Raw genomic sequence first — 14,033 nt, forward strand, 5'->3', positions numbered from 1 at the left:
CCTCTCCCTCAAGCCGCCTTGGCGCCGGCGGGCGTGAAGCCGAGGAGCGCGTCCACGTCGAGGATCACCAGGAGCCGCCCGTCGAGGCGGTGGACGCAGGTGGCGAGGTCGCGGAAGCGCGGATCCAGGTTGATCGGCACCGCCTCGCGGCTGTCGGCGCCGAGCTTGAGCACCTCGCCGACGCCGTCGACCACCAGCGCGAAGGTCTCGCCGGCCTGCTCCAGGCCGATCGCCATCTTGGGGCTGGCCTTGGTGCCGTCCGCCTCGGCCTCCGCGTCGGGCAGGCCCAGGCGCCGGCGCAGGCTCATGGCCGTCACGACCCGGCCGCGCAGGTTCAGGAGGCCGACGATCTCGGCCGGCGCCAGGGGCACCGGCGTGACGCCCGACGGGACGAAGACGTCGTGGACCCGCTCGATCGCCAGGCCGAACAGCGTCTCGCCGACATAGACCGTGACGAAGTCGTCGGTGGCGCCGGTCTCGACCCCGTTGGTGGTGGCGCCGCTGGTGTTGGCGTTGGCAGCCTGCATCGGAACTCTCCGGATTCGTTCGTCGCGATCGTCGCGATCGGCATGGGGCGATCGGCCTGGGTCGATCGGCGCGGGTCGATCGCCCTGGGGCGGTCGGCGCGGAGGCTCAGGCGGCTTTCGACACCGTGGCGGCGCCGATCTCGGCCAGCGCCGAGATCAGGCCGCTGCGGTCGAACTTCGCCACGAGGTCGCTGATCGCGAGCGCCCGCGCTTTCTCCACCGCGTCGGCGCCGATCGCGCCGGTGAGCCCGATCACCGGGAGCCCGGCGAGGCGCGGCTCGGCCCGCCGCATGGCGGCGACGAGGTCGAAGCCGCTGCGGCCCGGCATCTCCAGGTCGGTGACCACCACCTCGATCTGCGGATCGGACTGGAGGGTCGACAGGGCCGTCTCGGCGCTCGACGCCGTGACCACCTGGTAGCCCGCGGCCTTCAGCACCGGGCTCAGCATGTCGCGGAAGAAGGCCGAGTCGTCGACCAGCAGGATCGTGGAGATCTGCTCGGGCCGCTTCAGGCCGCGCGCCCAGTCGTCGTAGGCCAGCGGCAGGAAGTGGGCGATGTTGATGATGTCGGTCGCCCGGCCCCGCAGCACCGCCGAGCCGATCAGGTCCGACCGGTCCGCGGCGATCTCGATGTCGAGGCGCTCCTCGACGATGTCGACGATCTCGTCGACCACGAGGCCCATGGCGCGCTCGCCGTCGGAGAACACCACCAGGGCCTGCGTGCCCTCCGACTTGATGGTGATCGCCGCGTCGGCCGGGACCAGGGGCATCAGGCGCCCGCGGTACTGGATCAGCGCGCGGCCGCCCAGCCACTCGACCTTGGCGCACTCGATCTCCTCGAGGCGGGTGACCAGCGACAGCGGCACCGCCTTGAAGCTGCCCTGGCCGCCCTTGAACACCAGGAGCGTGGTCTTGGTGTCGGCCATCTCGACCGCCTCGTCGGCGTCGGCGTCGATGTGGCCGCCGCTGCCCTGGACGCCCTGCGCCACCTGGCGGGCCACGCCGTTCGGATCGACGATCAGCACCACGGCACCGTCGCCGAGGATCGTGTTGCCGGCAAACATCGGGATGTGCCGCAGCTTCACCGACATCGGCTTCACGACGATCTCCTCCGTGTGGAAGACCTCGTCGACGAGGATGCCGAAGCGCTCGCGCCCGACCTGGGCGACCACCACGAAGCCGGCCTGCTCCGCCTCGCCGCCCGGGCTCGACTGCCCGAGCAGGCCGGTGAGCGAGACGATCGGCAGGAGCCGCTCGCGCAGGCGCAGCACCGGCGCGCCGTTGATGTGCTCGACCCGCTGCGCCCCGGCATCGACCCGGACCAGCTCCAGAACCGCCACCTGCGGCAGGGCGAAGCGGTGCTCGCCGGCCCGCACGATCAGGGCGGCCACGATGGCCAGGGTCAGCGGGATCTTGATGGTGAAGGTGGTGCCGCGGCCCGCCGTGGTGGCGATGTCGATCAGGCCGCCGATGGTCTCGATGTTGGTCTTGACCACGTCCATACCGACGCCGCGGCCCGAGACCGAGGTCACCGCCGCCGCCGTCGAGAAGCCGGCGTGGAAGATGAACTTGGCGACCTGGGCGTCGGTCATCCGCTCGACATCGGCCTGGGAGGCGAGGCCGCGCTCCACCGCCTTCTTGCGGATGGCCGCGAGGTTCAGGCCCTTGCCGTCGTCGGCGATCTCGATCGTGATCGTGCCGCCCTCGTGGTAGGCGGCGAGCCGGATCGTGCCGCGGGCGGGCTTGCCCGCCGCCACGCGCTCGGCGGTCGATTCGAGGCCGTGATCCGCCGAGTTGCGGACCATGTGGGTCAGCGGGTCCTTGATGACCTCGAGGACCTGCCGGTCGAGCTCGGTCTCGTTGCCGACCATCACGAGGTCGATCTGCTTGCCGAGCTCGGCCGAGAGGTCGCGCACCACGCGCGGCAGCTTCTGCCACGCGTTGCCGATCGGCTGCATGCGCGTCTTCATGACGCCTTCCTGCAGCTCGGCGGTGACGTGCGACAGGCGCTGCAGCGGGACCTTGTAGCTCGAATCCTCGTGCCGGCGGGCGATCTCGAGGAGCTGGTTGCGGGTCAGCACCAGCTCCGAGACCATCGTCATCAGGTGCTCGAGCGTGTCGACGTTCACCCGGATCGTCTGGTTCTTGGCGGCGGCGGTCGCCTCGCCCTCGACGGCCTCGGCCTTCTCGGCGCGCGCCGGCTCGGCCTTCTCGGCCTCGACGGGCTCGGCCCGGGCCGGTTCGGGCCTCTTCTCGGCCTTGGGCGCCGCGCTGGCGGCGGGCGCCGGAGCGGGGGCGACGGCGGCCGCAGGCGCGGGCACCGGAGCCGGGGCGGCCGGCGGCGGCGGGAGGAAATCCGATTCGTCCGGACCGGGGGCGGCCAGGAAGGCGGCCTCCAGATCGTCCAGGGAGACCTCACCGGGCTTCAGCTCGCGGACCACCGGATCGGGCAGGACCGGCTCGGGCGGCGGCGGGGCGGCGGCCGCCGGCTCGGGCGAGCCCTCGGCCATGCGCTCGAGGGCGGAGATGAGGTCGTCGTCCGAGCCCGCGGGCTCGGTGCCGGTGGCCTCCAGATCGGCCAGGATGGCCTTCAGCCGGTCCAGCGTCAGCAGGATCAGGGTCACGGAATCGGACGTGGCGGGCAGCCCGTCGCGGAATCGACCCATCAAGGTCTCGGCGGCGTGCGCCAGGGCTTCGAGCCGCGGGAGGCCGAGAAACCCGCAGGTTCCCTTGATCGTGTGGACGAGTCTGAAAATATTCCGCAGAATAGTCTCGTTGTTCGGATCCTGCTCGAATCGAACCAATTCTGCATCGACCGTGTCGAGATGCTCCCCGCTCTCGGTCAAAAACTCGCGAAGCAGGTCGTCCATAGGCGCTACTCGTTACGCGGAGAAGGTCTCGCGCAACCTACTTACTCGCGCGGGGTTAGGGAAGCGTTTCCATCCCGGCCCCGCGCGGCGCCTTTTTCAGAGTTTCACGCCAGCGTCGTGTCCGAAGCCTCTCCATCGGGGTCTTCGGACGCGTCGATCACTGCGGGCGTGGCGGTGATAGTCACTTCATCGCCCTCGATGGCGAAGCGCACGTCCATGGCGGCGGCCCGCGCCACGAGGCCGGCGTAGAACGGCAGGATGCCGTGGGCGTCGACGGTGCCGCTCTCGGGCCGGCCGGCCATCAGCTCCTCGACGTGGGGCGGGATGCGGGCGTGGGAGCCCTTGGCCTTGAGCACCAGCGTGGGCGCCTCGCCGTCGCCGGAGACGACGACGTCGATCACGCCGCCCCGGGGAATCGCCGAGGTGGCGATCATCACGAGATTGAGCAGGAGCTTGACCTTGTTCTTCGGGAACAGCGCCTGCGGGGCGCTCCAGGTCAGCTTGGTCTTGTCGTCGGCGAACATGCCCTTGGCCACGCTCTCGGCGTCGGCGAGGTCGATCGAGGCCCCGGCCGAGCCGGCGGCCCCGAAGGCGATCCGGGCGAATTTCAGCCGCGCCGAGGCCTGACGGGCGCTCTTCCCGATCAGCTCCAGGGCGAAGGTCCGCATCGATTCGTCCTGGTCGTCCTCCAGGACCTCGAGCCCGTTCACGATTGCGCCGACGGGGCTGATCACGTCGTGGCAGACGCGGGAGCAGAGCAGGGCGGCGAGGTCGAGGCCGTCGAGATTCAGGGTCGGCGAGGTCGGGGAGGACATGGTGCGCTCCGGGCGGGCGGATCTGAGGTGCGGACGTCTGCGGGCCGGGGCCCCGAGTGGGGCTGCCGGTTCCCGGCCGCCCGGTTCTCGGCCGCCCGGTCCTCGGCCGCCCCTGCGGCGATCGAGTCGCCCGAAGGGATCCCGCGCGGCCCGCGGGCCGGACCGGGGGCGACGACCGGTCCGCACGGATAGACGCCACGGTCGGCTTTGAAAAGCGTTACCGGATCGGACGGAAGGCCGGGCCGCGCCCCGATTCCGGGCCCGCGCGGCCGCGAAGCCGCCGCCGCGGCCCTGGAACGGCCGCGAAGCCGGACCCATCCCTGGCCGCATCGTGAACGCGCGGCGCCCGCCCGGCGCCGCGCGCGGGGCCGGACACGGGCGGCCCGGTCGGCTACGATGCCGGCCCCGTCGCGCCAGGGAGGATGCGGCATGAGAGACGAGACCGATCCCCGGAACGGATCGGCGAGCGGATCGGCCACGACGCTGCGCGCGGGCCTGCGCCCCCGGCTCGGGCTCGCCGACCCGGACGCCGCGCGGGCCCGGCTCGCCGAGCTCGCGCCGGCGCTGCCGGCCGGCCTCCTGACGCCGGCCTGCCGGGAGCTGCTCCTGGGCCTCGCGGACCACTCCCCCTTCCTCTGGCGGGCGGCCACCCGGTCGCCCGAGCGCCTCGTCGCCCTGCTGGAGCAGTCGCCGGACGCGGCGAGCCGGGACATCATCGCGCGGCAGCGCGGGGTCGGCGCCGCCTGCGGGGCGAATCCCGACCTCGCCGAGGTCGGCCGGCGGCTGCGCGCCAACCGGGAGGCGCACGCCCTCCTGGTCGCCCTGGCGGATCTCGGCGGCTGCTGGGACCTCGACGCGGTGACCGGCGCCCTGTCGGCCTTCGCCGACGCCTCGGTGAGCGCGGCGGTGGAGGCGCTCCTCCGGCAGGGGATGGCGGCCGGGCGGTACCGGCCCAGGGATCCGGAGGCGCCGCAGGACGGGTCGGGCCTGATCGTCCTGGGCCTGGGCAAGCTCGGCGGCTGCGAGCTGAACTACTCGAGCGACATCGACCTCGTCGTCTTCTACGAGGCGGAGCCCGCCGCCGCGGCGACCGGCGGCGACCCGAAGCCCTTCCTGGTGAAGCTGGCGCAGGGGCTGGTGAAGCTCCTGGCCGACCGGACCGCCGACGGCTACGTCCACCGCATCGACTACCGGCTGCGGCCGGATCCGGGCTCGACCGCGGTGGCGCTCTCCACCGGCTTCGCCTTCGACTACTACCAGACGCTCGGCCAGAACTGGGAGCGCGCGGCCTTCATCAAGGCCCGGCCGATCGCCGGCGACATCCCGGCCGGCGAGGCCTTCCTGGCGGAGCTCGCGCCGTTCATCTGGCGCCGGCACTTCGACTTCCCGGCCATCGCCGAGATCCACGCCCTGAAGCGGCAGATCCACATGGTCCGCGGCCACGAGACCGTCGCGGTCGGCGGCCACGACATCAAGATCGGCCGCGGCGGCATCCGGGAGATCGAGTTCTTCGTCCAGACGCAGCAGCTCGTCTTCGGCGGCCGCAAGCCCGCCCTGCGGGGCCGCCGGACCGTCGCGATGCTCGGCGAGCTCGTCGCCGAGGGCTGGATCGACGGGCGGGCCCGGGACGAGCTCGCCGCGGCCTACGCCTTCCTGCGCACCCTCGAGCACCGGATCCAGATGATCCGGGACGAGCAGACCCAGCGCCTGCCCACCGGGACCGAGGCGCTGACCGCGCTCGCCCTGTTCGCGGGCTTCCCCGACCTGCCGGCCTTCGAGGCGGCCCTGCTCCACCATGCCGGGCGGGTCCAGGCGCACTACGCCCTGCTGTTCGAGGCGGAGCCGGAGGCCGGCGCGGACGGGGCCGCCCTGGTCTTCGGCGAGAGCGAGCCGGATCCCGAGACCCTGGCGCGGCTCGGCGCCTTCGGGTTCCGGGACCCGCGCCTGGCCTGGGAGACCGTGCAGGGCTGGCATCTCGGCCGCCGCCCGGCCCTGCGGACCGGCCGGGCCCGGGAGATCCTCGCCGAGATGCTCCCGGCGCTGCTGCGCGCGCTCGGCGGGACCGCCGACCCCGACGCGGCGCTCCTCGCCCTCGACCGGGCCTTCGCGCGCATGCCCGCGGTGGCCGAACTCCTCGCCATCCTGCGCTCGCACGAGCGCCTGCGCCTGCTGTTCGCCGACATCCTGGGGACGGCGCCCCGCCTCGCCGACACGGTCGGCCTGAGCCCGCACGTCCTCGACACCGTGCTCGACGCCGATTTCGTGACGCCGACCACGGATCCGGGAGAGGTCCGCGCGCAGTACCGGGCGCTCCTGGGCCAGCCGGCGAGCCACGAGGAGAGCCTCGACCGCTGCCGGGACGCCACGCGGCAGATGGCCTTCGTCACCGGCGCCCGCCTGCTGTCGGGCATCCTCACCCCGCGCCAGGCCGGGGAAGCCTACGCGGCGATCGCCGAGGCGACGGTCGCGCTGAGCCTGGAGGCGGAGGAGCGCCGGTTCGCCCTGGACCACGGCGCGGTGCCGGCGGGGCGCTGCTGCGTCCTGGCGCTGGGCCGCCTCGGATCCCGGCAGCTCAGCGCCGAATCCGACCTCGACCTCGTGTTCCTGTACGATTTCGACCCGGAGAACCGCACCAGCGACGGACGGCGCCCCCTCGACGCCGTGGTCGCCTACAACCGGCTGGCGCAGCGCGTGTTCGCGGCGCTCACCACGGCCACGCGGCGCGGCCGGCTCTACGCCGTCGACCTGCGGCTGCGGCCCTACGGCAGCCACAGCCCGCCGGCCGTGCAGCTCAGCGGCTTCGCGGCCTATCACGGCGGCGAGGCGGAGCTCTGGGAGCACATGGCGCTCGCCCGCGCCCGGGTCGTCGCCGGCGACGCCACCCTGGCGGCCGACGTCACGGCCGCGATCGCCGGGATCCTCCGGCAGCCGCGCGAGACCGCCGCCGTCTGCGCCGAGGCGGGCGCGATGCGGGCCCTGGTCGCGCGGGAGCGGGGCCATGCCGGCCCCTACGACCTGAAGCTCGCCCCCGGCGCGCTGTTCGACCTCGACTTCCTCGCCCAGGCCATCGTGCTGAGCCAGGCCCATGACTGGCCCGGCTGCATCGGCCTCGGCGCGGAGGCGCTGTTCCGGGCGGCGACGGCGCGCGGCCTCCTGCCCGCGGCGGCGGGCGAGGCCCTCGCCGAGACCTACGGGTTCCTCGACGCCGTCTACCAGTGGCAGCGGCTCGTGATGGCCGATCCCGCCGCCGAGCCGTCCGAGACCGCGTCCCGGCAGATCGCTAAGGCCGTGGGCCTCCCCGACGCGCGCGGCCTCGCGGCGGAGCTGCGCCGCCACCGCCGCCGGAGCCAGGCCCTGCTGGCGCGGATCCGGCGGACGGTGCGGCTGCCGTCGCGGATGCCGGCCGCCGCGCGGGAGCCCCCGGAGCGCCCATGAGGTGGCGCTCCGGCCGGAGGCCGTCGACAATCCCCCGCCGGTCGGGCATTCAGGGCGGTCTTGGGAGGCACCATGACGGGCGCGGCGACGATCTCGGGGCCGGAGCGTGAGCGGATCGCCGCGGCGCTCGCCGAGATCGCCTGCGCGGCGGGGGAGATCCTGCGCCGCTACCACCGGGGCCCCTGCCCTCACGCCCTGAAGCCGGACGGCTCCCCCTCCAGTGCCGCCGACGTCGAGGCCGAGGACCTGATCGTCGAGGCCCTCGCCGGGCGCTTCCCGGGAATCGCGGTCGTGGCCGAGGAGCGCGCCCAGGGCGACGCGACCCGCCCGGCCGACCTCTTCTTCCTCGTCGACCCCCTGGACGGCACCCGCGACTTCCTCGCCGGGACGCCGGACTACTCGGTCAACATCGCGCTCGTGTCCGGCGCCCGCCCGGTGGCGGCCGCCCTCGCGGCCCCCGGCTTCGGCCGGGTCTGGTGGGCCGGCCCCGCGACCCTGGAGGGTCCCGTGGTCGCGGGCCGGCCGGGGGCCGGGCGGCCGGTCCGCGCGCGGCCGGTGCCGGTGGCGGGCCTCGTCGCCCTGGGCAGCCGGCGGCACGGCGATCCCGAGACCGCCACCTGCCTCGCCGCGCTGCCGGTCGCGGAGACGCGCCAGGTCGGGTCCGCCCTGAAGTTCGCGCTGATCGCCGCCGGCGAGGCGGACATCTACGTCCGCTGCGGCCCGACCATGGAATGGGATACGGCCGCGGGCGACCACATCGTCGCGGCGGCGGGGGGCCGGGTGGTGGTGCCGGGCGGCGGCCCGATCCGCTACGGCCAGCACGGGCCCGATCACCGCAACGGTCCCTTCGCGGCCCTCGGGGACCCGACCCTGGCCCCGCGGCTCGCCCTGCCGGCCCGCGCGGCCGGCCGGCCGGCGGCGCCGCTCAGCGCGGCGCGTCCGTAGGCGGGGCGTCGGGCGGGACATCCTGCAGACGGCTCACGGCCGGCCAGGCCGCCTCCGCCTGGCGGGCCAGGTCGGGCTCCGCCAGGAACCGGGCGCGGCGCCCGGCATCCCGGAACAGGTACAGGCGCTCGCCGATCACCGCGAAGACCAGGGGATCGGCGTCCACCAGCCGGCCCTCCAGGATCCCGGCGGCGTCGTAGCCCCCGAGGCGCGGGGCGTAGGCGGGCGGATCGTCCCGGAAGGCCGCGCGGTTGGCGCCGCTGGAGAAGCGCCAGACCTGGCCGCCCCAGGACAGCTCGAACCGGGCCAGACCGGCCTGCGGCCCGCCCTCCAGGAAGTAGCTGACCGGATCGAAGCCGTTGAGCGTCAGCAGCTCGATCCGGGTCCGGGCCGGCAGGCCCTCCTCCGCCGCGGCGCGGCCGGGGGCGAGCCCCGGCAGGGCCGCCAGCGCGGCGGACAGCCCGGCCGCCCGCGCGAGCGTGAGCGCCGCCTTCGGGATGATCGCGCCCGACCGTCCGAACGCGGGGAGCGCGCGGGCTGCGGGGTCAGGACGCGTTAACCACATCTTGCGGATTCCCTCAGAAGCTGGTCCGACTCATCCGCCCGGCGCGGCCTCTGCCGGCCCGGCGGGACAGAGCGGCACAGGTCCGTCGCACGAACGGTTAATCGAACCGGGCGAGGAGGCAACGATGACGGCACGAGACGATCGCGGCACCGATCGCGGCACCGATCGCCGCACCCTCCTGCGCGCGGGCCTCGGCCTGGCGCTGGGTGCGCCCCTCGGCGCGTCCCTCGCTGGGCTCGGCACGGCGGGAGCGGCCCGGGCGGCCGGCGAGGATCTCGACACGCCCGAGACCTTCCGCCCCGGCGAGATCGTGGAATCCGGCCACCGGTTCTTCGGCACGGTGTCGCGCGGCCTCGCGCTCACCGTCGAGGAGGCGGGCCGGCGCTGGGGCGAGCCCAACGGCTACATCCTCGGCCAGGAGGGCGGCGGCGCCGTGGTGGCGGGCGTCCGCTACGGCGAGGGCACCCTCTACACCCGCAACGCCGGCCAGCGACGCATCTACTGGCAGGGCCCGTCCGTCGGCTTCGATGTCGGCGGCGACGGCGCCCGCACCATGATGCTGGTCTACAACCTGCCCAACGTGCGCGACCTGTACCGCCGCTTCGCCGGCGTCGACGGCTCGGCCTACCTGGTGGGCGGCTTCGGGATGACCGCGGTGGTCAACGACCGGGTCATCGTCGTGCCGATCCGCAGCGGCGTCGGCGCCCGCCTCGGGATCAATGTCGGCTATCTGAAGTTCACCCGTGAGCCCACTTGGAACCCTTTCTGATCCGGCCTGATCGGGCACGGGATCGGAACGCGTTCTGATTGACCGGCGCCGCGGGATTTCACCCTCGCGGCCAACCTGGGCTAGAGTGAAGGCGGGTCGGGTTTTCCGGCCGGATGCGCGGGCTGCACCCTCGTGATCGAAACGGTGATGATCTTCGCGCTGGGCTTCCTGGCGGCGAGCCTGTGCGGCCTGCTGCTGCTGCCGGCCCTCAACACGCGCGCCGCGCGCCTGGAGCGGCGCCGGGCCGAGGCGCGCCTGCCCCTGTCCCCGGCCGAGATCGCCGCGGAGCGCGACTTCCTGCGCGCGCAGTTCGCCGTGCAGCAGCGCCGCCTGGAGCGCCGGGTCGAGACCGTCGAGGCGCGGCGGCAGGCCGACATGGCGGCGATCGGGGCCGGGACGATGCGGGTCGCCGCCCTCGCGCGCGACGTCGCCGCCCGCGACGCCGAGATCGCCCAGGCCCAGGCCAAGACCCGGGAACTCGAGACCGAGCTGGCGCTCGCCCGCGACGACGGGAGCGCGAGCCTCGCCACCCTCCAGGCCCTCGAGGACGCCCATGCCGACCTGCTCGACAGCCTCCTGGCACTCCGGCAGGGCCCGGCCCCGGCGCCCGACGCCGCCGCGCTGGCGGCCGAGCGCGACGACCTGCGCGCGAGCCTGAAGGCGGCCGAGGAGGCCCTGGCCCTGACCCTGGCCGACCGGCAGAGCGACCGGGCCGGAAGCCCGCCGCCGGACCGGCAGGCCGGCATCGAGCGCGAGAACGCCGATCTCCGGCGGCGAATCGTCGAGGTCGCCGACGCCCTCACGGCCCCGGGCCGGATGCCCCGGACCGCGTCGGCGATGCCGCAACCCGAGCGGGTCTGAGCGGATCCGCCCCCGGAACGGGGGTTTGGCTACCGGAACGCAACCGAAAACCTGCGATGACTGCCTTGTTTCGACCACGCAAAGGCATCATCGCATCGCCGACGCGTCCTGCATTCACAACTTCGACAGATGGTACGGATACCCATGCGCCTGAAGCCGATCGCCCTCGCCGTCGCGGCGGCCCTTGCCCTGACGCTGCCGGCAGCGGCGCAGCAGACGAAGCGCGGCAATGAGACCCTGAAGAAGTACTGCACCGGCGACTACCTGACCTACTGCGGCAACCTGGCCCCCGACGATCCGGCCACCGATGCCTGCTTCCAGAAGAACTGGAAGAAGCTCAGCGAGAACTGCCGCCGGGCGATCGACGCCTACGAGGCCGAGCAGCAGCAGAACACCCCCGCCAAGAATCGGCAGGGCTCGCAGGGCGGCAAGGAGCGGCGGGGCTGACGCCTCCCGACCGTCGCGGTCCGGGAACCGGCGCCCGGCCGCACGCCGCGACCGGGCTGTAGCGGGCGGGCGCTCGCGCCGGGACGCGGCAACGGCTAAGGTAGCGCTCCCGCCGGCCCTCGCGTGCCGGTGCCGAGCCCGCCGGACCCTCGCGCGATGTTGTCGAAACCCGCCCTGAAACTCCTGGCCGTGTCCGGCCTCGTGGCCCTGGCGGCTTCCGCTTGCGGGCGGCGGGGCGCGCTGGAGCCGCCGCAGACGGCGGCCCCCGCGGCAGCAGCGGCCGGCGCACAGCCGAGTGCGGACGCGCCGACCGGACGGCGGACGTTGCCGGTCTCGGTCGGGCTCGGCGGCGGCGCCCCCGAGCCGGATCCGGCCTCGGTGCGCGCCGGCGACGAGCTCTCCGCGGCGGCGGTGCCGCCGGGCGGCACCGATGCGCCGGTGGAGACCAGCCGCGGGGCGCGCCGCGGCTACCGCGTGCCCAAGGAGCCTTTCATTCTGGATCCGCTGCTGTAGAGGGCGGAGGCCGGCACCTCGTCGCGGTGCCGCGCGCCCGGTGACCTGGTCGGACCCGGTCGGCGGCGCGCCCGCCGCGGCCCGCGGCGGGGTGTTTCACGGGAAACAGCCCGCGCTCCGGCGCGGACGAGACACGGCGACGAGACACGGCCGAGATGCACCACTTCCACTATCGCGACGGCCGCCTGCACGCCGAGGAGGTCGACCTGACCGGCCTCGCCGCGGAGGTCGGCACACCGTTCTACTGCTACAGCACCGCCACGCTGGAGCGGCACTACCGCGTGTTCGCGGAGGCGTTCGCGGCCGACGACGCGCTGGTCTGCTTCGCCATGAAGGCGAACTCGAACCAGGCCGTCCTGCGGACCCTCGCGGCCCGGGGCGCCGGGATGGATATCGTCTCCGGCGGCGAGCTGCAGCGGGCGCTGGCCGCCGGCGTGGATCCCGGGAAGATCGTGTTCTCGGGAGTGGGCAAGAGCCGCGCCGAGATGGAGGCCGCGCTGACGGCCGGCATCTTCTGCTTCAACGTCGAGAGCGAGCCGGAGCTCGCGGTCCTGTCCGAGGTGGCCGTGGGTCTCGGCCTCCGGGCGCCCGTCTCGGTCCGGGTGAACCCCGACGTGGATGCCGGCACGCACGCCAAGATCTCCACCGGCAAGTACGAGAACAAGTTCGGCGTCCCGATCACCCGGGCTCCGGCGGTCTACGCCGCCGCGGCCGCCCTGCCGGGGATCGCGGTGCACGGCGTCGACATGCATATCGGCAGCCAGATCACCGATCTGGCGCCCTTCGCCGACGCGGCCCGGCTGCTGGCCGGCCTCGCCCGGGAGCTGCTGGCGGCCGGCCATCCCCTGCGCCACATCGACTTCGGCGGCGGGCTCGGGATCCCCTACCGCGACGACAACGCGCCGCCGCCGGACCCGGCGGCGCTAGCCGCGACCCTGCGGCCGCATTTCGCTCCCCTCGGCCTGCGGCCGGTCTTCGAGATCGGCCGGATGATCGTCGGCAATGCCGGGATCCTGCTGACGCGGGTGCTCTACGTGAAGCACAGCGAGGGGCGGACCTTCGTGATCGTCGACGCGGCGATGAACGACCTGATCCGCCCGACCCTGTACGAGGCCTATCACGGCCTGCGACCGGTCATCGAGCCGGGCCCCGAGACGCCGCGCCTCGTCGCCGACGTGGTCGGCCCGGTCTGCGAGAGCGGCGACTATCTCGCGCTCAACCGCGAGATGCCGGAGGTGAGGCCCGGCGACCTGATCGCCGTGATGAGCGCCGGCGCCTACGGGGCGGTGCAGTCCTGCACCTACAACACCCGGCCGCTGGTGCCGGAGGTTCTGGTGCGGGGCGACCGGGCGGCGGTGGTCCGTCCGCGCCTCGACGTCGACGCGCTGATCGCCCTCGACCGGGTGCCGGACTGGCTGGCGTGAGCCGCGCTCCGGCGGGCGCCGCCTCCGCGCCGGCCCCGGGACCCGACGGGCCGCTGCCGCTGTCGGTCTTCATCATCGCCCACAACGAGGTCGACCGGATCGGCGCGACGATCCGGGCGGTGCGCGGCCTGACCGACGACCTCGTGGTGGTCGATTCGGGCTCCACGGACGGCACGCAGGCGCTGGCGGCGTCGCTGGGCGCGCGGGTGTTGCACAATCCCTGGCCGGGCTACGGCCCGCAGAAGCGCTTCGCCGAGGAGCAGTGCCGGCACGTCTGGCTCCTGAACCTCGACGCCGACGAGGTGGTCCCGCCGGAACTGGTCCGGGAGATCCGGGGCCTCTGGGCCGCGGGCGAGCCGCGCCGGCCGGCGTGGCGGATCGGCATCGCGGAGATCTTCCCCGGCGAGGGCCGGCCGCACCCGCTCGCCTACACGCTGACGCCGGTCCGGCTCTACCGGAAGGACCGGGGCCGCTACGCCGCCTCGCCGGTCCACGACCGGGTGGCGCTGGAACCGGGTGTGAGTCCAGGGCGGCTCAGGGGCGTGATCCACCATTTCTCGGTGCGCTCGCTCGGCGACCAGCTCGACAAGCTGAACCGTTACTCCGACCAGCAGGCGGACGACCTGGAAGCGCGGGGCGTGGTGATTCCGACCTGGCGGGTGTTCGTCGAGCTGCCGGGCAATTTCCTGAAGGCCTATCTCGGCCGCCGCCATTTCGTGCGCGGCACCTACGGCTTCCTGACGGCGATGAACTACGCGATCTCGCGGCATCTGCGCGTCGCCAAGCACGTCGAGCGCCGCCGCGTGGCCGCTGCCCGCCAGGATCGGGTTGACCCGCCGGATCCGACCTTCTAGAGCCAGAGC

At 74.0% G+C, this 14,033-nt stretch carries 12 protein-coding genes; 8 read left to right on the forward strand and 4 right to left on the reverse strand.

The window, feature by feature from the left end:
- Nucleotides 1–8 precede the first annotated feature (8 nt).
- The 3 genes from J3A75_RS26675 to chpT all read right to left on the reverse strand — a co-directional run bounded on the left by J3A75_RS26675 (nt 9) and on the right by chpT (nt 4,211).
- Nucleotides 9–527 (reverse strand): chemotaxis protein CheW, encoded by a 519-nt coding sequence (locus J3A75_RS26675; RefSeq protein WP_012320962.1) that lies wholly within the window; start codon nt 525–527, stop codon nt 9–11.
- Between the two features lie 106 nt (nt 528–633).
- Nucleotides 634–3,396, reverse strand: coding sequence for a hybrid sensor histidine kinase/response regulator (locus J3A75_RS26680; protein ID WP_071000067.1), 2,763 nt, complete (start codon nt 3,394–3,396; stop codon nt 634–636).
- 104 nt (nt 3,397–3,500) lie between these two features.
- Entirely contained in the window at nt 3,501–4,211 is a 711-nt protein-coding gene (gene chpT, locus J3A75_RS26685) for a histidine phosphotransferase ChpT (protein WP_071000068.1), read from the reverse strand.
- Nucleotides 4,212–4,640: 429 nt separating this feature from the next.
- Between chpT and J3A75_RS26690 the strand changes: the two genes are divergently transcribed.
- Both J3A75_RS26690 and J3A75_RS26695 read left to right on the forward strand, forming a co-directional pair.
- Nucleotides 4,641–7,646 (forward strand): bifunctional [glutamine synthetase] adenylyltransferase/[glutamine synthetase]-adenylyl-L-tyrosine phosphorylase, encoded by a 3,006-nt coding sequence (locus J3A75_RS26690; protein WP_071000069.1) that lies wholly within the window; start codon nt 4,641–4,643, stop codon nt 7,644–7,646.
- Between the two features lie 72 nt (nt 7,647–7,718).
- Nucleotides 7,719–8,591, forward strand: a complete 873-nt coding sequence (locus tag J3A75_RS26695) for a 3'(2'),5'-bisphosphate nucleotidase CysQ (protein ID WP_071000070.1) — start codon at nt 7,719–7,721, stop codon at nt 8,589–8,591.
- Here J3A75_RS26695 and J3A75_RS37110 read toward each other — a convergent pair.
- Nucleotides 8,572–9,156, reverse strand: coding sequence for a YHS domain-containing (seleno)protein (locus tag J3A75_RS37110; protein WP_012320967.1), 585 nt, complete (start codon nt 9,154–9,156; stop codon nt 8,572–8,574). The two genes, J3A75_RS26695 and J3A75_RS37110, sit on opposite strands and share 20 nt — an antisense overlap.
- Before the next feature lie 124 nt (nt 9,157–9,280).
- Between J3A75_RS37110 and J3A75_RS26705 the strand changes: the two genes are divergently transcribed.
- The 6 genes from J3A75_RS26705 to J3A75_RS26730 all read left to right on the forward strand — a co-directional run bounded on the left by J3A75_RS26705 (nt 9,281) and on the right by J3A75_RS26730 (nt 14,024).
- The gene (locus J3A75_RS26705; RefSeq protein WP_012320968.1) at nt 9,281–9,925 is read left to right on the forward strand and encodes a DUF1134 domain-containing protein; all 645 of its coding nucleotides are present in this window, start codon (nt 9,281–9,283) and stop codon (nt 9,923–9,925) included.
- A 147-nt stretch (nt 9,926–10,072) separates the two neighbouring features.
- Entirely contained in the window at nt 10,073–10,786 is a 714-nt protein-coding gene (locus J3A75_RS26710) for a hypothetical protein (protein WP_043343910.1), read from the forward strand.
- A gap of 144 nt (nt 10,787–10,930) precedes the next feature.
- Nucleotides 10,931–11,233: a 3',5'-cyclic-nucleotide phosphodiesterase gene (locus J3A75_RS26715; protein ID WP_071000071.1), complete on the forward strand. Its 303-nt coding sequence runs from the start codon at nt 10,931–10,933 to the stop codon at nt 11,231–11,233.
- Nucleotides 11,234–11,389: 156 nt separating this feature from the next.
- A complete protein-coding gene (locus J3A75_RS26720; RefSeq protein WP_012320971.1) occupies nt 11,390–11,746 on the forward strand; it encodes a hypothetical protein in 357 nt (118 codons plus the stop codon).
- Nucleotides 11,747–11,901: 155 nt separating this feature from the next.
- Nucleotides 11,902–13,170 carry a diaminopimelate decarboxylase gene (lysA, locus tag J3A75_RS26725; protein WP_024829005.1) on the forward strand — a complete coding sequence of 423 codons (1,269 nt, stop codon included), beginning with the start codon at nt 11,902–11,904 and terminating at the stop codon, nt 13,168–13,170.
- A complete protein-coding gene (locus J3A75_RS26730) occupies nt 13,167–14,024 on the forward strand; it encodes a glycosyltransferase family 2 protein (RefSeq protein WP_175654151.1) in 858 nt (285 codons plus the stop codon). Before lysA ends, J3A75_RS26730 begins: the two co-directional genes overlap by 4 nt.
- Nucleotides 14,025–14,033 lie beyond the last annotated feature (9 nt).

Origin of the sequence: Methylobacterium sp. PvP105, from assembly GCF_017876975.1 — a bacterium.
Classification (GTDB): Bacteria; Pseudomonadota; Alphaproteobacteria; order Rhizobiales; family Beijerinckiaceae; genus Methylobacterium; species Methylobacterium radiotolerans.